General features: G+C 70.1%; 17 protein-coding genes. 11 read left to right on the plus strand and 6 right to left on the minus strand.

The window, feature by feature from the left end:
- The first annotated feature begins 52 nt into the window (after window positions 1-52).
- The 3 genes from ACIRDU_RS06775 to ACIRDU_RS06785 all read left to right on the plus strand — a co-directional run bounded on the left by ACIRDU_RS06775 (window position 53) and on the right by ACIRDU_RS06785 (window position 3,268).
- Window positions 53-490 (plus strand): hypothetical protein, encoded by a 438-nt coding sequence (locus ACIRDU_RS06775; protein ID WP_403575517.1) that lies wholly within the window; start codon window positions 53-55, stop codon window positions 488-490.
- A gap of 87 nt (window positions 491-577) precedes the next feature.
- On the plus strand, window positions 578-1,432 hold the full coding sequence (locus ACIRDU_RS06780) for a hypothetical protein (RefSeq protein WP_403575519.1): 855 nt from the start codon (window positions 578-580) through the stop codon (window positions 1,430-1,432).
- A gap of 858 nt (window positions 1,433-2,290) precedes the next feature.
- Window positions 2,291-3,268 (plus strand): glycosyltransferase family 9 protein, encoded by a 978-nt coding sequence (locus ACIRDU_RS06785; protein ID WP_403575521.1) that lies wholly within the window; start codon window positions 2,291-2,293, stop codon window positions 3,266-3,268.
- Between the two features lie 15 nt (window positions 3,269-3,283).
- Here ACIRDU_RS06785 and ACIRDU_RS06790 read toward each other — a convergent pair whose 3' ends face one another.
- From ACIRDU_RS06790 to ACIRDU_RS06810, 5 genes are all read right to left on the minus strand, one after another.
- Entirely contained in the window at window positions 3,284-3,604 is a 321-nt protein-coding gene (locus ACIRDU_RS06790; RefSeq protein WP_403575523.1) for a DUF3040 domain-containing protein, read from the minus strand.
- A gap of 105 nt (window positions 3,605-3,709) precedes the next feature.
- Window positions 3,710-4,636, minus strand: a complete 927-nt coding sequence (locus tag ACIRDU_RS06795; protein WP_403575525.1) for a polysaccharide pyruvyl transferase family protein — start codon at window positions 4,634-4,636, stop codon at window positions 3,710-3,712.
- A gap of 61 nt (window positions 4,637-4,697) precedes the next feature.
- Window positions 4,698-6,140, minus strand: coding sequence for a family 43 glycosylhydrolase (locus ACIRDU_RS06800; protein WP_403575527.1), 1,443 nt, complete (start codon window positions 6,138-6,140; stop codon window positions 4,698-4,700).
- 184 nt (window positions 6,141-6,324) lie between these two features.
- Window positions 6,325-7,137 (minus strand): class I SAM-dependent methyltransferase, encoded by an 813-nt coding sequence (locus tag ACIRDU_RS06805; RefSeq protein ID WP_403575529.1) that lies wholly within the window; start codon window positions 7,135-7,137, stop codon window positions 6,325-6,327.
- A 64-nt stretch (window positions 7,138-7,201) separates the two neighbouring features.
- Window positions 7,202-8,236, minus strand: a complete 1,035-nt coding sequence (locus ACIRDU_RS06810; protein ID WP_403577279.1) for a LacI family DNA-binding transcriptional regulator — start codon at window positions 8,234-8,236, stop codon at window positions 7,202-7,204.
- A 312-nt stretch (window positions 8,237-8,548) separates the two neighbouring features.
- On the opposite strand from ACIRDU_RS06810, the gene ACIRDU_RS06815 reads away from it, so the two are divergent.
- From ACIRDU_RS06815 to ACIRDU_RS06840, 6 genes are all read left to right on the plus strand, one after another.
- Complete coding sequence (locus ACIRDU_RS06815; RefSeq protein WP_403575531.1) at window positions 8,549-9,856, plus strand: ABC transporter substrate-binding protein; 1,308 nt, start codon at window positions 8,549-8,551, stop codon at window positions 9,854-9,856.
- A complete protein-coding gene (locus tag ACIRDU_RS06820) occupies window positions 9,853-10,836 on the plus strand; it encodes a carbohydrate ABC transporter permease (protein WP_403575533.1) in 984 nt (327 codons plus the stop codon). Before ACIRDU_RS06815 ends, ACIRDU_RS06820 begins: the two co-directional genes overlap by 4 nt.
- Window positions 10,833-11,666: a carbohydrate ABC transporter permease gene (locus tag ACIRDU_RS06825; protein ID WP_403575535.1), complete on the plus strand. Its 834-nt coding sequence runs from the start codon at window positions 10,833-10,835 to the stop codon at window positions 11,664-11,666. Before ACIRDU_RS06820 ends, ACIRDU_RS06825 begins: the two co-directional genes overlap by 4 nt.
- Before the next feature lie 27 nt (window positions 11,667-11,693).
- On the plus strand, window positions 11,694-13,355 hold the full coding sequence (locus ACIRDU_RS06830) for a glycoside hydrolase family 13 protein (RefSeq protein WP_403575537.1): 1,662 nt from the start codon (window positions 11,694-11,696) through the stop codon (window positions 13,353-13,355).
- A gap of 37 nt (window positions 13,356-13,392) precedes the next feature.
- On the plus strand, window positions 13,393-14,244 hold the full coding sequence (locus tag ACIRDU_RS06835) for a helix-turn-helix domain-containing protein (RefSeq protein WP_403575539.1): 852 nt from the start codon (window positions 13,393-13,395) through the stop codon (window positions 14,242-14,244).
- A gap of 61 nt (window positions 14,245-14,305) precedes the next feature.
- The gene (locus ACIRDU_RS06840) at window positions 14,306-14,761 is read left to right on the plus strand and encodes a VOC family protein (RefSeq protein ID WP_403575541.1); all 456 of its coding nucleotides are present in this window, start codon (window positions 14,306-14,308) and stop codon (window positions 14,759-14,761) included.
- 9 nt (window positions 14,762-14,770) lie between these two features.
- Here the strand turns inward: ACIRDU_RS06840 and ACIRDU_RS06845 are convergent, their stop codons facing one another.
- Window positions 14,771-16,300 carry an MFS transporter gene (locus ACIRDU_RS06845; protein ID WP_403577282.1) on the minus strand — a complete coding sequence of 510 codons (1,530 nt, stop codon included), beginning with the start codon at window positions 16,298-16,300 and terminating at the stop codon, window positions 14,771-14,773.
- 299 nt (window positions 16,301-16,599) lie between these two features.
- Here ACIRDU_RS06845 and ACIRDU_RS06850 point away from each other — a divergent pair, with 299 nt between their 5' ends.
- Window positions 16,600-18,156, plus strand: a complete 1,557-nt coding sequence (locus tag ACIRDU_RS06850) for a Re/Si-specific NAD(P)(+) transhydrogenase subunit alpha (RefSeq protein ID WP_403575543.1) — start codon at window positions 16,600-16,602, stop codon at window positions 18,154-18,156.
- A gap of 6 nt (window positions 18,157-18,162) precedes the next feature.
- Window positions 18,163-19,593, plus strand: coding sequence for a Re/Si-specific NAD(P)(+) transhydrogenase subunit beta (gene pntB / locus ACIRDU_RS06855; protein WP_403575545.1), 1,431 nt, complete (start codon window positions 18,163-18,165; stop codon window positions 19,591-19,593).
- Window positions 19,594-19,913 lie beyond the last annotated feature (320 nt).

Raw genomic sequence — 19,913 nt, forward strand, 5'->3', positions numbered from 1 at the left:
CGCTTGCGGCTAGGCTGAACGCGTTCATTTTCGTACTGAAGGGTAGTAAAGAATGCGCAAGGCAGGGTACGCGTTCGGCGTCTTCATTGCCGCCATGGCCTCGATTTTCACTTTTCTGACACCGGCGCAGGCAGCGACAGGAAAGTGCCCCACAGACTCCTCTACGGGTATCGGGTTCTGTCTCTACTACAACTCGAACCAAGCGGGTTCCTACTACAGATGGAACGGCAACACTGGCCGGGTCTCCGATCTGGCGGGCTACGTCTACCCGAACAACGGGAGCGGCGCTGGTGCTGGTCAGGCCGTGAAGAATAATTCAGCTTCCGCCTCATACAGCATGGCTGGCGGCTGCGTCTGCACAAGCGACTTCGTCCGCGTCTACTTCAACTCGGGCTTCCTGGGCAACTACGACCAGATCACGTCGAACACCAACAAGCAGCTTGTCAACACGTACAACCAGAACGCCTCCTGGCAGAGCTTCTACATCTAGAACACGTCTTCCAAGTGCCCGTCACGCTCCATGCTGACGGGCACTTCTCTATGCCTACCGCAGATAAGACAGTGAAGGTGCATCAAAATGCCCAGGCACAGCCACGTTGCAGCCGCCCTGCTGGGCTCGGCGTTGAGTTTCATGACTTCAGCATGTTCCCTGGGGCCGCAGCCGGCGGACGCGCGTGAAGAGATTTCCCCCTCCCCCGCTCCCCGAATCAACCAACAAAGCCTCTTGGACCCTCTTCCTGACCTCGTCCTCCCAGTCCAGGAGTACATGGAGACCGAGTCGCAGCGCCGAAGAGTCTCGCAAGCCCGGCAGACACTCATCAACGCGTGCCTGAAATCGAAACGGGCGAAGTACAGGATGCCCTCCTCGGAGAGGGTGAGCCTGCCGTCGCTGATGGCCGGCCGATATGGGCCGACCAACGACGCACAGTCTCGCTATGGCTACCACTTCATGATGGCGCTGGGAGACGGAGGAGCTTCAGCAGAGGCGCCTCTGGAAAAGGAGAAGGCAGTGGTCGGAAACTGCTCAAGGAAGGCATCGGAGGAAGTCCCCTCGTTCACGGACAACGGCCTGACTGACCAGATCAAGCAATTCAGTTATGTTGAGTCGATGAAGCTGCCTGAGGTGTCGTCAGTGTTCGGCAAATGGTCAGATTGCATGTCCAGCGTCGGATTCACGTACAAGACGCCGATGGATGCAATGCGGGACCCCCGGTGGGACTGGAAATCAGCCGGTCCCAGTAAATCTGAAGTATCTGTCGCCATCAGGGACGCACAGTGCAAGCAGAAATTCAACGTCGCCCAAGTCTGGTTCCAAGGGGAAGTTGAAATTCAAAACAAAGAGCTCACCAAGAGGAAGAAGGCCCTGGAGGGGATACGAATGAGGCTCGAGGAACGTGACGCGACCGTACGCGGCATTCTCGAAAGGTCGTGATGGAAGGCGATTGACGGCTACTTCACTACGTTGACACTCGTTCCGACCTCCGCAAACTTCCACATGGCGGCTCCGTCATCGATGCGCTGCCGTATTGCACCGGTCTGGAGATCGGGGTTCGGTGACGGAGACGCCCCGTCGGACGCGTTCGAGAAGGCCCAAATCTTTCCGAAATAGACCACATTTTCGACTTGTACACCGTCTGACCCCACGCCTTGCTCCCGCTTGAAGGTCACTTTGTGAGCACCGAGAGCGGGAGCGATCGTTCCCGGCCAGGCCGTGAATGTCCGGAGGGCGGTCTCTCCTTCACTCACGAGCCAGACGCGTCGGCCTTCCACTGAATAGACAATGCGGCGCCCTGTCCCCGAATCGGCTGGAATAGGGTTCCCCTGTTCGGGAGTCCTTGTCGGAGAGGGCTTCGCAGTCGGCTTGGGTGAGCTTGCCGCCAAGCCGCCTTCAGGCACGCTGCCCTGCGCTTGTAGCCCCAATGCGACCACCACTGCCAACGCTCCGAGCATGAGCACGGATATCCAGACACCTGAGGGAATCCTACGGCTTGCCACTTGACTCGAATCTCCACAACTGCGCTATCACAGCCCCCTGGTAGGCCGTCAGTAACCCTAGGCTATCCGAGTCGAGATCACCCCCTTCGGCCGCTGGTGCTCTGACGTCCAGCAGTTCACGAGCGCGCGGCCGGGATGAGGAAGAGGCCGACCATGCGACGGCCCCGGGCACTGTGAGGGCCGCCCGGGCACCTGAGCCGTCACTCCTCACCGACCCGGCCGCGTCGGTGGCGGGCGGCACCCGATGGGCGGGTCAGCGGCGGCGGACCCGGCGGGCGCACGGCAGGCTGCTGGCATGACCCAGGACCGGACAGCGCAGCCCGCACGCCCCCGCCTCCTCGTCCTGCGCGCCCTCGGGCTCGGTGACCTGCTCGCCGGTGTCCCCGCGCTGCGCGCCCTGCGGCGGGCCCACCCGGAGCACGAACTCGTGCTCGCCGCGCCCGCCGAACTCGCGCCCGTCGCGGCGGTGACCGGGGCCGTGGACCGGCTGCTGCCCGCCTCCGCCCCCGGCCGGGCGGTCCCGCGCACCCTCGACTGGACCGGCCCGCCCCCGGACGTCGCCGTCGACCTGCACGGCAACGGCCCGCCCAGCCACCGGCTGCTCATGGGCCTGCGCCCGCTGAGGCTGCTCGCCTTCGCCCACCCGGATCTGCCCGGGATCGACGGCCCGCCCTGGTACGCGGAGGAACACGAACGGGACCGCTGGTGCCGGCTGCTGCGGGCGTACGGCATCGAAGCCGACCCGGACGATCTGCTGCTGCCCCGCCCGCGGATCGCGTCCCCGGCGCCCGGTGCGGTCGTTCTGCATCCCGGCGCCGGATCACCCGCGCGCTGCTGGCCCGTCGAGCGGTACGCGGCCGTCGCGGCCGAACTGCGTGCCCGGGGCCTGCGGGTCGTGGTGACCGGCGGCCCGGCCGAGGGCGACCTCGTGGCCCGGCTCGCCAAGCAGGCCGGCCTGCCCGACACCGACGTGTTCGGCGGCGGCCTGCCCTTCGGACGGCTGTCCGCCCTCGTCGCCGGGGCCTGCGCCGTGATCAGCGGCGACACCGGCATCGCCCACCTCGCGGTCGCCCACGCCACGTGCTCCGTCACCCTGTTCGGCCCGGTCGCGCCCAGCCGCTGGGGCCCGCCGCCCGGCCCACGCCACCGCGCCCTGTGGTACGGCCCGGAGGGAGACCCGCACGGCCGACGGCCCGACCCCGCACTCCTGCGCATCACCCCCGAGGACGTCCTGCACGCCGTCGGCGAACTGCCCGGCGCGGCGCGGGCGTAGCGGGAAGGACCGCGCTCAGCTCCCGCACCACCGGCACATCAGCCGGAACGCGGCGAACAGGGTCAGGGGCCACAGCGCGGCGAACGCCCAGATCACACCCGGCTCGGACGTGACGATCCCGGCCACCATCAGCCCGACCGACACCGCGAGCAGGACCGCCACGGTCCAGCCACGGGGACGGTAGGAGGCCAGACGGGCCAGGACCCGGGCGGGATCGGGGCAGCGGCTCACTCGGTGGGTGCGCAGCCTGCGGGCGAGGCGACGGTCGCGGCGCAGGGCGCGTTCCATCTCGTCGAGGATGCGCTGCTCGTTCTCGGGAAGTCGGCCGATGGACACGCTTACTCCTTCCGGGCGGCCGGACCGTCTCTCCTCCCGGGGGGACGTGCGGCGGGGGAAGTACAGCGGGGGACGTACAAGCGGATGCCCCGAGGTGGCCCCGGGCTAACCGGGCACCGGCCGTGCCAGCGCCTCGACGAGCCGGTCCGCGCTGTCGGGCACGGTGCCCTCGCGGAATCCGTCGCGGATCTGCCGGGCAGTCACCCGGCCACCGGTCAGGCACCAGTCCCACCAGCGGTCCAGCTGCCGCACGTCCAGCCGCTCGGCGGGCACCAGCGCGGGCCAGCCGCAGGCCCGGGCCTGCGCGGTCAGTTTGGCGCCGCCCGCGACCGGGTCGACCGCCAGCACCGGCGTGCCCACCCGCAGCGCGATCACCAGCCCGTGCAGCCGGTCGGTGACGACGAGGTCCAGCCGGGCCAGCACGGACTGCAGCTGCGCGGGCGTCGCGCTCAGGTGCCAGTCGTGCGTGTCCAGCCGGGTCTCCAGCTCCAGTCGGCCGCAGTCCTTCGTGGCCAGCCAGCGTGTCACCTCCTCGGCGACCTGCCCGTGCCGCCGCAGGTGTCCGTACTCGTGCTGGCCGTGCGCCAGGATCACCCCGACGACGGGCCGCGCCGGTACGTCCGGGGCGCGGGCCGCGAGGTCCTCCACCGGCTCGCTGTCCGGCCCGTCCCGGGGCAGCACCCGGTGGAAGCCGGTCACGGCCGCGCTGCCGGGGTCGATCACCGAGGTGCCGACGGCGATCCGCACACAGTGCGCGAACCGCCGGTGCAGCTCCTCGACCTGCGGCCCGTGCAGCGGGCCGCACACGAACACCAGGTGGGTGTAGTCCTCGGGCCACAGCCGGTCCAGATGCAGGGCCTCCGGACGGAAACGGGGACTCCATGCGACGTCGTAGGGGATGCCCGTCCCCCGCAGCACGTCCTCCACCCGGCGCAGGGCCAGCACGTCCCCGGCGGTCGCCTCCCTGTCCCGGAAGCTGAACCACCCGGTGAGCAGCACCCTGCGCGGTCGCTTGCGCTCTTGTGTGTGCACACGCCCTGAGTGCCCGCCCCTCGGGAAGACATTCAGGGCATTACGCGCATTTACCGTGCTGTCACTGAGTGTAGAAGGTGGCGTCCGCCCGGTCGGTGGCCGTGCTCACCGCCTGCACGTTCAGCAGGTACTCCCAGTGGCGGACGAATCGCCCCGGGTAGTTGTACGACTCGTACGACACGCCCGCCGGGTCCGCGAGTCCGGCGCGCTGGTGGAAGGTCGCGTCGGACGCGAACTGCGCGCTGCCGTCGTTCTTCTCCAGCCACACCTCGAAGTTCTTGTGCCGCAGGTAGTAGCCGGGGAAGTTGGCCGACTCCAGCGAGACGGTGCCGCTGCCGACGAGACCCGGCACGACCCGGAACTGCGAGTCGGCGAGCTTGGTGACGTTCGCCTCGATCCTCGCCCGGTAGTCGTAGTGCCGGACGAACCGGTCCGGGAAGTTGTACGAGGAGAAGCGCTGCGGGGTGACCCCGTCGGCCACCGGGATGCCGAAGTTCGGGGTGCCGTCGGCGTTCCAGTACACCTTCTGCACCCGGGTGCGGCGGTTGGGGTCGTTCAGGGGGTCGCCGCTGATGTCCTTGTAGCTGCGGTCGTGGTAGACGAGGATGTCGCTCTTTCCGTCCTCGGAGACGGTGAAAGAGTTGTGGCCCGGACCGTACTGGCTGGTCGCGGCGCTGCTGGCGAACACCGGGGTGGGGCTCTTGCTCCAGGACGCCTGGCTGAGCAGGTTCGCGCTCGCGGAGGCGGTGAGCATGCCCAGGCAGTAGTTGGCGTCGGTGGCGCTCGCGGAGTACGTCATGAAGACCTTGCCGCCGCGCTGGATCACCGCCGGCCCCTCGTTGACCTTGTAGCCGACGGTCTCCCAGGAGTAGGTGGGCCGCGACAGCATCACCGGAGTGCCGGTGATCGTCCAGGGGTCGGCCATCTTCGCGAGGTAGATGTCGGTGTTGTTGTTCACGGACGGGTCGCGCTGCGCCCAGGCCAGGTAGCGCACGCCGCCCACGACGAACGTCGTGGCGTCGAGCGAGAAGCTCTCCCACTGGGTCTTGATCTGGCCCTTCTCCGTCCAGGAGGCGGTGAGCGGGTTGGCGCCGGTGCCCTCCAGGACGTACATCCGGATCGCCCACACGTCGTTGGTGGCGCCGGCCGCGAAGTACACGTACCACTTGCCGTCGATGAAGTGGATCTCCGGCGCCCAGATGTGGGCACCCATCACACCGCTGGCGTGCTTGGTCCAGATGGTGGTCTCGGGGGCCGTCCTCAGCCCCTGGATGGTGGTCGCCCGGCGCAGCACGATGCGGTCGTACTCGGGGACGGTCGCGGTGAAGTAGTAGTAACCGTCGGTGTGCTTGAAGATGTGCGGGTCGGCCCGCTTCTCCGCGACCGGGTTGGTGTAGGTGACGGCGGGGGAGTCGGGCACGGCGGCCTGGGCGGGCGCGCCCGCGAGGCAGGTCGCGAAGGCCATGAGGACGGCCAGGAGCAGCCGAACGGCTATGCGTCTCAAGGGGGTTCTCCAGCGGGTGATCGGGGAGTGGGAACGAGCCACCTCTGTCCGGTATTTCGAACGTAGTTCGAGAAGTCGGCCATGAAGTGGGTCAGAAGATAAGGGGTGCCTTTGCCGTGGTCAACGGTTCGCGCAGGCGTGACGCACGAGGACGGCGAGCGGCTCGGCCCCGGGGCGGCCGGGGTCAGCCGGGGAAGCGGGCCGTTCCGGTGAGGATGCGTACGTCGAGGTCGGTGACCGCGGCCGAGGCGATCCGGGTGGTGAACTCGGTGCGCACCCGCCCCACGGCGGCCGGTGAGAGTCCGGTGAGCATCCCGCGGGTGCCGCTGCCGGTGGCGAGGACCCAGGCCGTGTCCGGGGACAGCGGAGTGTCGAACTGCCGCCGGACGACCCGGGGCACGCTGCCGCCGAGGTCCTGGAGCCAGGCCGTGAGGGTGTCCGCGGTGTCGATCCGGGCGAGTTGGTCCCGCTGCGGGGGGCGCGGGAGGTCGCGTTCCGTCAGGACCGCGTCCCGGAGCGCCGACTGCCAGCCGTCGAGCGCGCCCTTCTCCCAGACCGTCACGACGAACCGGCCGCCAGGGCGCACCTTCCGGGTCAGGGCCGCGGCGTCCCGGTCCATGTCCGGGAAGAAGAACACGCCGAGGGCGCACTGCACGAGGTCGTAGCCGTCGCCGGTCACAGGCCACGAGGTGACGTCGTGGCGGTGGAAGCGGAGGTTGTCCAGGCCTTCTTCCCGCGCCCGGCGTTCGCCGATCGCCAGCAGCCCGGCCGCGAGATCCACGGCGTCCACCCGCCCCGCCGGACCCACGGCCCGCGCGGCCGGCAGGGCCGACGCCCCCGCCCCGCAGCAGGCGTCCAGCACGGACTCGCCGTCGGCCGGCGCGGCCACGGCGGTCGTGGCCTCGCCGACCGGGTCCCACAGCGCCCCGGACCAGCGGTGGAACTCCTCCGCTCCCGCGCTGAAGACGTCTCCGACGGTGTTCGCCCCGGTGGTCATACGGCAGCCCCCTTGTGTCGGGCCGAGTGTAGACAGGGCCCTCGACGAGGTGCGTTGATTTCCTTCAGTCCGGCGGCAGTCGGGGCTCCGGGGCGTGCCTGGGGGCGGGAGGCGGGGCGGTGGTGGCCCGGGGGATCACATGGGTCGGCAGCACGATGTGCCGCTCGCGGTCCGCGCCGGCGTCGTCGATGAGCGACAGGGCCAACTCCCCTGCCTCCCGGCCGATGGCCGAGGGCGACTGGGCCACGGTGGTCAGGTCGAACCACTGCGCCACCGGCTGGTCGTCGAAGCCGACGACCGACACCTGGCCGGGCACCTCGATCCGCGTCGCGCGCAGCGTCCAGATCACGGCGACGGCCACCTCGTCCTGCTCGGCGAAGACCGCGGACGGCGGCTCCCGCAGCCCCAGCAGCCCGCCGACCGCCTCGGCGGCGCCCCGCTTGTCGCCCGCCGGGGTGGCGACCACGAGGTCGTCGTCGAGGGGCAGACCGGCCTCGGTCAGCGCCTGCCGGTAACCGACCAGCCGCTCCTGCGAGCTGAAGGAGAACCCGCGGGCGCCCTCCGTCCGCACATAGGCGATCCGGTGGTGGCCGAGGTTCAGCAGATGCCGGGTGCCGCGCAGGGCACCGGCCACGTCGTCGACGTAGACGCTGGGCCGTCCGTCGACGTGCTGGCTGACGTAGACGACCGGCATGCCGAGGTCGTCCAGCCGCGCCGTCTCCTCCTCGGTGAGGTCGAAGGAGAACACCAGCAGTGCGTCCGCGTTGCGCCGGGCCGGGAGATGCTCGAAGAACGCCGTGCGCTCGGCCATCTCGGGGATCACATACACCGTCAGTTCCATGCCGGCCGACCGCAGGACGCCGGCGAGGCCCGACAGAGCCGCACCCATGAACCACGAGCTGAGGGTGGGCACGAGCACCGCGACATTGCGGGTCCGGCCCGTCACGAGGCTCGCGGCATGACGGGAGACCGCGAAGTCCAGCTCCCGGGCCGCCTGTTCGACCCGGGCGCGGACCTGTGGCGAGACGGTGGACAGGCCGCGCAGGGTGCGCGAGACGGTGGAGGTGGACACTCCGGCCCGCTCCGCGACGTCAGCCATCGTGGGGTGCCGCTGACCTGGAGGCATGCGCCGAACGCTAGCACGGGTACACCCCATCCGGCGGCCGCCCTTGGCAGCGCTGTCTCACCTGATTCTTGCCCTCTTACGACGTTGGGGCGCATTGACTTCCCCACGGGCCGCTCCTAGCGTGCAAGCGTTGTCTCGACAGGTTCGAAGACGCCTCGGAGGGACGCCTCTCACCCGCTGTCAACTGCGGTTTTTAGCAGTGCAATGCCGTGGCAACGCAATCTCATGACCAAAGCCAATCCGGGGGAACAGACACGACTTCGGTTCGTCAGACCAGGAGAGACAGTGAAGACCAGCACCGCCAGAGCGATCCAGTGTTCCGCAGCGCTCGCCGCCGCCGGGCTCCTCCTCACCGCGTGCGGCTCGTCCGGCGGCAGCAGCGGCTCCGGACAGTCCGCGCAGGCCACCACGGCGTCGTTCAAGGGCCGCGGCCCCATCACGTACGTCGCGGGCAAGGACACCACCGGCACCGTCCAGACCATCATCAACCGCTGGAACAAGGCGCACCCCAAGGAGAAGGTCACCTTCATCCAGCTGCCGACGGACGCCGACTCGCAGCGCCAGCAGATGATCCAGAACGCGGAGACGAAGTCCGACGCCTACACGGTGCTCGCCACGGACGTCGTGTGGACGTCGGAGTTCGCCGCCCATCAGTGGATCGAGCCGCTGCCCGCGAACCAGTTCCCGCTCGGCAAGATGCTCGCGCCGGTCGTGGAGACGGGCAAGTACCGCGGCAAGCTCTACGCGGTACCGGCCAGCTCCAACGGCGGCCTGCTGTTCTACCGCACCGACCTGCTGAAGAAGGCCGGGGTCACCCGGCCCCCCACCACCTGGGCCCAGATGACCGCCGACTGCGCCAAGGTGAAGAAGCTGCCCGAGGCGAAGAGCATGTCCTGCTACGCCGGGCAGTTCCAGAAGTACGAGGGCCTGACGGTGAACTTCGCCGAGGCCGTGAACTCCGCGGGCGGCCGGATCGTCGACGCAGACGGCAAACCGGACGTCGACACCCCGCAGGCGAAGCAGGGCCTGGACTTCCTCGTCAAGTCCTTCAAGGACGGGACGATCCCCAAGGAGGCCATCACCTACCAGGAGGAGGACGGCCGGCAGGCCTTCCAGTCCGGCAAGCTGATCTTCCTCAACAACTGGCCCTACGTGTACTCCCTGGCCCAGAAGAGCGCCGTCGAGGGCAAGTTCGCCGTCGCACCCCTGCCCGGCCTGAACGGCCCCGGCGCCTCCAGCCTCGGCGGCTCCAACCTGGCCCTGTCGTCCTTCGCCAAGAACAAGGCCACCGCGCTCGACTTCATGAAGTTCTTCACCAGCGAGCAGAGCTCGACCTACTTCCTGAAGAACGCCTCGCTCGCCTCGCCGTACGCGAACCTGTACGACAACAAGGCACTGGACAAGCAGTTCCCGTACCTGCCGGACCTCAAGCGGTCCATCACCAAGGCCGTGCCACGCCCCCGCGTCGTGCAGTACGGCGATGTCACCGCCGCCGTCCAGAACGAGGTCTACGCCGCCCTCACCGGCAAGAAGAGCAGCGCCCAGGCGCTGAAGGACCTGCAGTCGGACCTGCAGAAGCTGACGGCGCAGTGAGGCAGCACCCCCGCCACCCGCGCCCCCGGGCCACCGCGGGCGCGGGCCGCCTGGCCGCACTCCTGGTCTCCCCGACCCTGCTGGTGCTGACGATCGTCGTGCTCTACCCGACGCTCATGGCGCTCGACGAGTCCCTGTACGGGCCGAAGGGCCTGGACCCCAGAACCGGGTTCATCAGCGCCACCGAGCCGTTCGTCGGGCTGAAGAACTACACCGACATCTTCACCCAGGCCGGCGACCGCTTCTGGAACGCCTTCTGGAACACCACCTTCTTCACCGTGGTCACGGTCTCACTGGAGACGGTGATCGGCGTGGCCATGGCGCTCATCATGCACCGGGCGTTCCGGGGCCGCGGCCTGGTGCGGGCGAGCATCCTGGTGCCCTGGGCGATCCCCACGGCCATCTCCGGACTCCTCTGGAAGTGGATCTTCAACGCCGACGGCATCGCCAACGTCCTCCTCGGGCACCAGGTGTTGTGGACCGCCGACGGCTTCTCCGCCAAGATCGCGGTCGTCATCGCCGACGTGTGGAAGACCGCCCCGTTCATCGGCCTGCTCGTGCTGGCCGGCCTCCAGGTCATCCCCAAGGAGGTCTACGAGGCGGCCCGGCTCGACGGGGCGAGCGCACTCCAGCAGTTCTGGCGCATCACCCTGCCCCTGGTGAAGCCGGCGCTGCTGGTGGCGGTGCTGTTCCGCTGCCTCGACGCCCTGCGCATGTTCGACCTGCCCTACATCCTGATCGGCGCCCAGAAGGGCTCCGTGGAGACACTGTCGATGCTCGCGCAGAACGAGGCGTCCAACGTCCGCTTCGGACCGGCCGCCGCCTACGCGGTCCTCCTCTTCCTCTACGTCTTCCTCATCGCGCTCGCCTTCGTCCGGCTCCTGGGCGCCGATCTCCTCGGGGACGCCGGCGGCACGAAGAGGAGCAGGCGCCGTGCAGCCCGGGTGCCGCTGCGCCGCATGCAGGAGGTGACGGCATGACCCTCACGCCCAAGTGGCGGCAGTGGCTGCCCTATCTGGGCATCGCCCTGGTGGTGGCCTACTGCCTGGCCCCCTTCTACTGGATGCTGGTCTCCAGCCTCCGCCCCGGCAGCGACATCTTCAGCACGTCGCTGATCCCCTCCCCGCTGTCCCTCGAGAACTACCGGTCGGTGTTCAGCGCGGGCCAAGGATTCAACAGGGCGCTGCTCAACAGCCTGATCGTCGCCGGCGTCACGACCGCCCTGTCCCTGCTCCTCGCCACCTTCACCGCCTACGCCATGGCCCGGCTGGAGTTCCGCTTCAAGCGGCTGATCCTGACGCTGATCATCGCCACCTCGATGTTCCCGGTGGTGTCGATCGTGGTCCCGCTGCTGAAGCTGTTCACCGACATCGGCTGGATCAACACCTACCAGTCGATGATCGTGCCGAGCATGTCCTTCACCCTGCCGCTGGCGGTGTGGAACCTGACGACGTTCTTCCGGCAGATGCCGGACGAGCTGGAGCACGCGGCGATGGTCGACGGCTGCACCCGCGGCCAGGCCTTCCGCAGGGTCATCGTGCCGCTGGCCGCGCCGGGCATCTTCACCACCGCGATCATCACGTTCATCGCCGCCTGGAACGAGTTCCTCATCGCCCTGTCGATGACCAACAAGCCGAGCATGCAGACCGCCACGGTCGCCATCTCCAAGTTCTCCGGCGCCACCACCTACCAGACGCCGTTCGGCAGCCAGATGGCCGCGGGCGTCGTCGTGACCATTCCGCTGGTGGTCATGGTGCTGCTCTTCCAGCGCCGCATCGTCGCCGGACTCACCGCCGGCGCCGCGAAGTAGCCACCCCGGTCCTCTGTGAGGAGTGACATGCCCCGTTCCGCACCCTGGTGGCGCAGTGCCGTCATCTACCAGGTCTACATCCGCAGCTTCGCCGACGGCAACGGCGACGGCGTCGGCGACATCGCCGGCATCCGCTCCCGCCTGCCCTACCTCAAGTCACTGGGCGTGGACGCCATCTGGATCAACCCCTGGTACACGTCGCCCATGGCCGACCACGGCTACGACGTCGCCGACTTCCGCGACATCGACCCCCTCTTCGGCACCCTGACCGACGCCGAGCGGCTCATCGAGGAGGCGCACGAGCACGGGATCCGCGTCATCCCCGACATCGTGCCGAACCACACCTCCGACCAGCACGCCTGGTTCCAGGCCGCGTTGGCGGCCGGCCCCGGCAGCCCGGAACGCGCACGCTACGTCTTCCGCCCCGGCCGGGGACCCGGCGGCTCGCAACCGCCGAACGACTGGGTCTCCTGCTTCGGCGGCCCGGCCTGGACCCGGCTGCCCGACGGGGAGTGGTACCTGCACCTGTTCGCCCCCGAGCAGCCCGACCTGAACTGGCGACACCCCGAGGTGCGGGCGGAGTTCGAGTCGATCCTGCGGTTCTGGTTCAGCCGGGGCGTCGACGGCTTCCGCATCGACGTCGCCCACGGCCTGATCAAGCACCCGGAGCTGCCCGACCTGCCGCCCCGGGCGGAACCGGCCGTGGTGGGGCCGCTCACCCGCCGCGACGAGATACGGCACCACCTCGACCATCCGCACTGGGACCGGGACGAGGTGCACGAGATCTACCGGTCCTGGCGCAAGGTCGCCGACGAGTTCCCCGGCGACCGCTCGTTCGTCGCCGAGGCGTGGGCGGACACCCCGGAGCGTCTCGCGGCCTACGTCCGTGCGGACGGACTGCACACGGCCTTCAACTTCGACTTCCTCATGTGCGGTTGGGACGCCAAGGACCTGCGGGCCGTCATCGACGACTCCCTCGGCATGCTCGGGGCGGTGGGCGCACCGGCCACCTGGGTCCTCTCCAACCACGACGTGATGCGCCACCCCAGCCGCTACGGCCGTACCGCCGCGCGGAGCTGGACGGTCAGTTCGCGCTACGAACCCGAGGGCCCCCTGGATCCGGACCTCGGCACCCGGCGCGCCCGGGCCGCCGCCCTGCTGATGCTCGCCCTGCCCGGCGGCGCCTACGTCTACCAGGGGGAGGAACTCGGCCTGCCCGAGGTCGAGGACCTGCCCGAGTCCGTCCTCCAGGACCCGATCTGGGAACGCTCCGGGCACACCGACAGGGGCCGCGACGGCTGCCGCGTCCCCATCCCGTGGTCCGGCCTCACCGCTCCCTACGGTTTCAGCCCCGACGGTGCCACGGCCGAGCCCTGGCTGCCGCAGCCCGCGCACTGGGCCGGGCTGAGCGTCGGGGCCCAGACCGGCGTCGAGGGGTCGATGCTGGAGCTCTACCGGGCCGCCCTGCGTATCCGCCGCGACCACCCCGCGCTCGGCGACTCCACGATGACCTGGCTGGACACCCCCGACGGGGTGCTGGCCTTCCGCCGCGAGCCGGGCTTCGTCTGCGTGGTCAACCTCTCCGCCGAGCCGTACGGGCTGCCCGGACACTCCGCGATCCTGGCGGCCAGTGGCCCGGTCGAGGGCGGTGTACTGGGGCCGGACCAGGCGGTGTGGCTGGCGGTGTAGCTCCCGTACCGGTGTCGACCGGCCGTACGCTGGACCCATGACACGTCCGGCTCCTGCGGCGGGGCCGACGCCGGTCTCGCTCACGGTCCGCCCGTCGGCGAGCGCCCTGGTGCCGCTGATCGGCGCGATGGGTTACGCCGAGGGGCGGTTCGCGCACTCCGCCGAGCTGGCCCTGCCGACGGGTGGGGCGCAGCTGCTGGTCAACCTCGACGGGGACGCCCTGTCCTCCTCCCCGCTGCGGGGCCCGCACCGGCGTACCCGCGGCGCGGCCGTGCACGGGCCGTACACGGAGCCGGCCCTGATCGACCCGGCACAGCAGCGGGCCGTCGTCTGGGTGGCGTTCCGGCCCGGGGGCGTCCACCCCTTCCTCACCGCCCCGGTCTCCGCCGTCCGAGACGAACTGGCCGGGCTCGACGAGCTGTGGGGCACGGACGGCGCGGTGCTGCGCGAGCGACTGCTGGAGGCCATGGCCGCAGGTGGCCCGGAGGCCGGGCTGCGGGAGCTCGAGGCGGCGATGCTGGCGCGGGCGCGACGCCCCCTGGAGCCCGACCCGGCCGTCCGCCTCGCCGCCGCACTGCTCGACCGGGGCACGCCCGTCGCCGAGGTCGCCGACCGGCTGGGCTGGACCGCCAGGCGGCTGGCCCGCCGCTGCAGCGACCAGCTGGGACTCGCACCCAAGCGGTACGCCCGGGTACGGCGCTTCCAGCGGCTCCTGCGCCGCGTCAACGCCGGGCAGGGGGCGCCGGACTGGGCGGTGCTCGCCGCGGACTGCGGCTATCACGACCAGGCGCACCTGATCCACGAGTTCCGGGCGCTGGCCGGGATCACCCCGACCGCGTACGCACCGCGCTCACCGCTGGAACGCAACCACGTGCCGCTGGACAGGTGAACGGTCCGGGCCGGCCGTTTTCTACAATCCACGATCCCCGGGCACCGGCGATCGTGAAGGCATGACGAACGCACACGCACAGCACACCGTCACCCGGCTCTACGCCCGGCTCGTGGTTCCCGACGGGCCCCGGGCGATCGACTTCTACCGGACCGCGCTCGGCGCCGAGGAGATCGAGCGGTACACAAGCCCGGACGGGAAGATCGTGCACGCCATGCTGCGTCTGGGCGGCGCATCGATCGCGGTCAAGGACGCCGACGCCGGCGACCCGGCGCCGACCTCCCTCGGCGGCAGCCCGGTGATCATGGCCCTCGACGTGTCCGACGCCGACGCCGTGGCCGAGGCCATGCTGCGGGGCGGGGCGACGGTGGTGCACCCTGTCGCCGACCAGCACTACGGACAGCGCGGCGGCCGCCTCGCCGACCCGTTCGGCCATCTCTGGATGATCTCCCAGACGATCGAGGACCTGACGCCGGACCAGATCCAGGAGCGCACGGACGCGTTGTTCCCCTCCTGACGGGCGGCGTCAGTGGGCCCGGGTGGCCGGTTCCTCCACCTTCGCGTTCGCGTCCACCTTGCCGCCCGGATGCCGCAGGGCGCACAGGAAGCCGATGCCCAGGGCGATGGCCATGCCGTAGAACACCCACTGGTTCGCCTCGGCGAAGTCCATGCGGATCGCGGACATCGACTCCCGGGTCGCCTCGGCGGCCTGGCCGGTGCCGGTGGGCGGCCGGGAGTCACCGCTGCCGGTGATCGACTCGGTGACGTCGCGGGCCGCGGTGTCCGCGTCGGCGGTGGACATGCCCCGGGACGTCAGGGTGCCCACCACGTTGTCGGTCGTGACGTGCGTCAGGATCGTGCCGTAGACGGCCAGGCCCACGCTCGCCGCGTAGTTGCGCACGGTCTGGGTGATGCCGGTGACCTCGCCGTACGAGGCGCCGATGGCCCGGTTGACGGCGTCCGTGGAGGCCGGCGCCAGGACGAAGCCGATGCCGGCCCCGGCGAGGGCCGCGTAGGGCCACTGGTCGTGCATGGACAGGTCGGTGAGCTTGCCCGCCCACAGGGCGAATCCGACACAGCCCACGGCCGTGCCCAGCTTCAGGGCCGGGCGCGCGCCCTTCTTGTCGAGGATCCGGCCGCCCCACTGCGAGGCGATGGCGAAGCCCACGAAGAAGTACAGCAGGAACAGGGCCGCCTGGTTCGGTGAGGCGCTCAAGGAGACTTGGGCGTACACGGAGGTGAAGAAGAACAGCGGGACGAAGGCGAGCATCGAGAAGAACAGCACCGCCGCGTCCACGGTGAACGCCTTGTCCCGGAAGACCCGCAGGTCGATCAGCGGATGCTCCACCCGCTGCTCGTAGCGGACGAACCCGGCGAGTAGCGCGAGGCCGCCCGCGATGCACACCCAGGTCGCCCAGCTGTCCCAGCCCCAGGACCAGGCCTGCTGGAAGCCCAGGACGCTCAGGCCCATACCGGCCGCGATCAGGGCGGCGCCCGGGACGTCCAGGGTGCCGGACCGCCGCCGGTCGGAGATGTGCGCCAGGGCCGTGAGGACCAGCGCCACGATCGCCACCGGCACGTTCACCCAGAACACGGCGCGCCAGGTCCAGTTCGTGAGCCAGCCGCCCAGCAGCGGGCCGATGGCGGTCAGCGCGCCGGTGACCCCGAAGAACAGGGCGAGGGCGCGGCCCCGCCGCTCGACCGGGAACACCGCCACCACCACGGCCAGGGCCGCCGGGAACAGCAGGGCCGCCCCGAGCCCCTGGGTGGCGCGGAAGATGATCAGCCAGGCCTGCGCGGCGCCGCCCTCGGGGACGCAGCCGCACAGCACCGACGAGACGACGAACACCAGCGTGCCGATCACGACGACCCGGCGTGGCCCGTAGAGGTCCGCGAGGCGGCCGCCGAGGGCGAAGAACGCGGCGAGGGCCAGCAGGTAGGCGTTGACCACCCACTGCATGCCGGAGGACGACAGACCCAGTTCGCGGACGATGTCCGGGGCCGCGATGGACACGATGGTCTGGTCGATGAAGGTCATGGCGACGGCGAACATCATCGCCGCCAGCGCGATGGTCTGCCGCGGTGCGGATCGGGAGGGGGTCGCGGCCTCGCCGCGCCCCGGGCGCGTGCTGCTCACCCCATCAGTCTGCGCTCGGCGATGCCGTGTCGCATCACAGGACTCTTCCGCCCCGGGGGGCACACCGATACCGCCGAACGCGTCCCTCGGCAACCCTTCGGCGGTGTGAGGACGACCTCCTCGGCCATGTGACCACGGTCCGCCACGGATGCCGCGTCGAACGTGCAGGATGCGGGCACCAAGGAGGACAGGCAGTCGAACGACGGGAGAGGCAGACGATGGTCCCAGCGGAACCGCAACCCCAGGGGATCGGCATACCGGCCGAATCCACTGCGGGCGAGACCAGGGTGGCGGCCACGCCGGCCACCGTGGGGAGACTCGTCGCGCTCGGGTATGACGTGACGGTCGAACCGGGAGCGGGAGCCTCGTCCCGCTTCTCCGACGCGGCCTACGAGGAGGCGGGAGCGCGGCTCGGTGACCCGTGGCAGGCGGAGGTCCTGCTGAAGGTCAACGCCCCCTCGACCGAGGAGATCGGCCGGCTGCGTGACGGGGCGACGCTGATCGCGCTGATCGGTCCCGCGCTCCACCCGGAGCTGGTGGAAGAACTGGCCGGACGGCCGATCACCGTGCTCGCCATGGATGCCGTCCCGCGGATCTCGCGGGCCCAGTCCCTGGACGTGCTCAGCTCGATGGCGAACATCGCCGGATACCGGGCGGTGGTCGAGGCCGCGCACGCCTTCGGCCGGTTCTTCACCGGTCAGGTGACCGCCGCCGGCAAGGTGCCGCCGGCCAAGGTGCTGGTGGCCGGGGCTGGGGTGGCAGGGCTCGCCGCGATCGGCGCCGCCCGCAGCCTCGGTGCCGTGGTCCGCGCCACCGACCCCCGGCCGGAGGTCGCCGAGCAGGTGCGCTCGCTGGGCGGGGAGTTCCTCGCGGTGGGCGCCCAGCAGGAAGTGAGCACCGACGGCTACGCCAAGGCCACCTCCGACGACTACAACCGGCTCGCCGCGCAGCTGTACGCCGAGCAGGCCGCCGACGTCGACATCATCATCACCACCGCGCTCATCCCGGGCCGCCCGGCGCCGAGGCTGATCACCGCCGAGGACGTCGCGCGCATGAAGCCCGGCAGCGTGATCGTCGACATGGCGGCCGCCCAGGGCGGCAACGTCGAGGGGACGGTCGCGGGGAAGGCCGTCGTCACCGACAACGACGTGACGATCATCGGCTACACCGATCTGCCCGGCCGGCTGCCCGCCCAGGCCTCGCAGCTGTACGGCACGAACGTCGTCAACCTGCTGAAGTTGCTCACTCCGGGTAAGGACGGCCGGCTCGTCCTGGACTTCGACGACGTGGTGCAGCGCTCGATGACCGTGGTCCGCGAGGGTGAGAAGACCTGGCCGCCGCCCCCGGTCCAGGTGTCCGCGGCACCTGCCCCGGACGGGGCGAAGAAGCCGGAACCGGCCCCCTCCGAGGCACCGGCCAAGCCCGCCCGCCCGGCTTGGTCCTCGTACGCGCTCGTGGCCGCCGGAGCGCTCGCGCTGTTCCTCGTGACGGCCTTCTCCCCGAGCGAACTCATCGGCCACTTCACGGTGTTCGTACTGGCGATCGTCATCGGGTTCTACGTCATCGGCCATGTGCACCACGCGCTGCACACCCCGCTGATGTCGGTCACCAACGCCATCTCCGGCATCGTCGTGGTCGGCGCGCTGCTGCAGATCGGGCACGGGAACACCGCCGTCACCGTGCTGTCCTTCGCCGCGATCCTGCTGGCGAGCATCAACATCTTCGGCGGATTCGCCGTCACTCGCCGCATGCTCGGCATGTTCTCGAAGGGCTGATCACGGATGACCACAGACACGGCCGCACAGGCCGCCTACGTCGTCGCCGCGCTGCTGTTCATCCTCAGCCTCGCCGGCCTCTCCCAGCACAAGACGTCCCGTTCCGGAGTCGTCTGGGGCATCGCGGGCATGGTCGTCGCCCTGGCCGCCACGGTCGGGCTCGCCTCCGGCAGCATCACCGCGACCGGCCTCGTGCTGATCGCCGTCGCCACCGCTCTCGGCGCGGGCATCGGCCTGTGGCGGGCCCGGGTGGTCGAGATGACCGGCATGCCCGAGCTGATCGCCATCATGCACAGCCTCGTCGGCCTCGCCGCCGCGTTCGTCGGCTGGAACGGCTACCTCGATGTCGACGCCGAGCTGTCCGGTTCCCTGCTGGGCATCCATCACGCCGAGGTGTTCATCGGGGTGTTCATCGGAGCCGTCACCTTCACCGGTTCCGTCGTGGCGTACCTGAAGCTGTCGGCACGCATCAACTCCCGCCCGCTCACGCTGCCCGGCAAGCACGTCCTCAACATCGGCGCGCTCGTCGCGTTCGTCGCGCTCACGGTGGCGTTCGTCGCACGCCCCGGCATGGGCCTGCTCATCGCGGTCACCGTGATCGCGCTCGCCCTCGGAGCACACCTGGTCGCCTCCATCGGCGGCGGTGACATGCCGGTCGTCGTCTCCATGCTCAACAGCTACTCCGGCTGGGCCGCGGCGGCCTCGGGCTTCCTGCTCTCCAACAACCTGCTCATCGTCACCGGCGCGCTGGTCGGCTCCTCCGGCGCCTACCTGTCGTACATCATGTGCAAGGCGATGAACCGCTCCTTCCTCTCGGTGATCGCGGGCGGTTTCGGCACCCCGGCGGCGTCCGCCGAGGACGGCGAGCAGGGCGAGCACCGCGAGATCACCGCCGAGGAGACCGCCGAACTGCTGCGCGACGCCACCTCGGTCATCATCACCCCGGGCTACGGCATGGCCGTCGCCCAGGCCCAGTACCCGGTCGCCGAACTGGCGCGCAAGCTGCGCGAGCGGGGCGTGGAGGTGCGCTTCGGCATCCACCCCGTCGCCGGCCGGCTGCCCGGGCACATGAACGTGCTGCTCGCCGAGGCCAACGTGCCCTACGACATCGTCCTGGAGATGGACGAGATCAACGACGACTTCGCCGCCACCTCGGTCGTCCTGGTCATCGGCGCCAACGACACCGTCAACCCGGCCGCCACCGACAACCCCTCCAGCCCCATCGCCGGCATGCCGGTCCTGCACGTGTGGGAGGCGGCGAACGTGGTCGTCTTCAAGCGCTCCATGGCCGCCGGGTACGCCGGTGTGCAGAACCCGCTGTTCTTCCGGGAGAACACCCAGATGCTCTTCGGAGACGCCAAGCAGCGCGTGGAGGACATCCTGCGCGGCCTGGACTCCCTCGACGCACCGGTCCGGGAGATGGCCGGCACGCGCTGAGACAGTGCTCAGTCGCCGGGGACACCGTTGCCGCCGAGGGCGGGGACGGTGTCCCCGGTGCGTGTGAGGGACGGTGCGGCGATCCGGACCGGGCGAGTTCGCCGACGATCGTCCGTCCGACGGGGTATGGCCCCAGATGTCGATGCCCTGATGGGTGCTGGGCTCCCAGGTCGACTCGTGGCGACGGCCGAAGTGCGACAGCGGGTGAGCGACTTCGCGGTGCCGTGCCGGGTCGTCCCGTCACCCCGCCGGTCCTGCTGATCACAACGGCGAGAGGCCGGCTCGACGTGGTGTCGAGCCGGCCTCTCGGCGGTGCTGCC

This window comes from Streptomyces sp. NPDC093598 (assembly GCF_044764825.1).
Taxonomy (GTDB): Bacteria; Actinomycetota; Actinomycetes; order Streptomycetales; family Streptomycetaceae; genus Streptomyces.

What these genes read in the sequence shown, in the direction of transcription:
- ACIRDU_RS06850 (WP_403575543.1), top strand. Translation starts at nt 16,600, where the DNA reads ATGGTCCCAGCGGAACCGCAACCCCAGGGGATCGGCATACCGGCCGAA.
- ACIRDU_RS06810 (WP_403577279.1), bottom strand. Translation starts at nt 8,236, where the DNA reads ATGGCTGACGTCGCGGAGCGGGCCGGAGTGTCCACCTCCACCGTCTCG.
- ACIRDU_RS06825 (WP_403575535.1), top strand. Translation starts at nt 10,833, where the DNA reads ATGACCCTCACGCCCAAGTGGCGGCAGTGGCTGCCCTATCTGGGCATC.
- ACIRDU_RS06830 (WP_403575537.1), top strand. Translation starts at nt 11,694, where the DNA reads ATGCCCCGTTCCGCACCCTGGTGGCGCAGTGCCGTCATCTACCAGGTC.
- ACIRDU_RS06785 (WP_403575521.1), top strand. Translation starts at nt 2,291, where the DNA reads ATGACCCAGGACCGGACAGCGCAGCCCGCACGCCCCCGCCTCCTCGTC.
- ACIRDU_RS06780 (WP_403575519.1), top strand. Translation starts at nt 578, where the DNA reads ATGCCCAGGCACAGCCACGTTGCAGCCGCCCTGCTGGGCTCGGCGTTG.
- ACIRDU_RS06775 (WP_403575517.1), top strand. Translation starts at nt 53, where the DNA reads ATGCGCAAGGCAGGGTACGCGTTCGGCGTCTTCATTGCCGCCATGGCC.
- ACIRDU_RS06845 (WP_403577282.1), bottom strand. Translation starts at nt 16,300, where the DNA reads ATGATGTTCGCCGTCGCCATGACCTTCATCGACCAGACCATCGTGTCC.
- ACIRDU_RS06840 (WP_403575541.1), top strand. Translation starts at nt 14,306, where the DNA reads ATGACGAACGCACACGCACAGCACACCGTCACCCGGCTCTACGCCCGG.
- pntB (WP_403575545.1), top strand. Translation starts at nt 18,163, where the DNA reads ATGACCACAGACACGGCCGCACAGGCCGCCTACGTCGTCGCCGCGCTG.
- ACIRDU_RS06835 (WP_403575539.1), top strand. Translation starts at nt 13,393, where the DNA reads ATGACACGTCCGGCTCCTGCGGCGGGGCCGACGCCGGTCTCGCTCACG.
- ACIRDU_RS06805 (WP_403575529.1), bottom strand. Translation starts at nt 7,137, where the DNA reads ATGACCACCGGGGCGAACACCGTCGGAGACGTCTTCAGCGCGGGAGCG.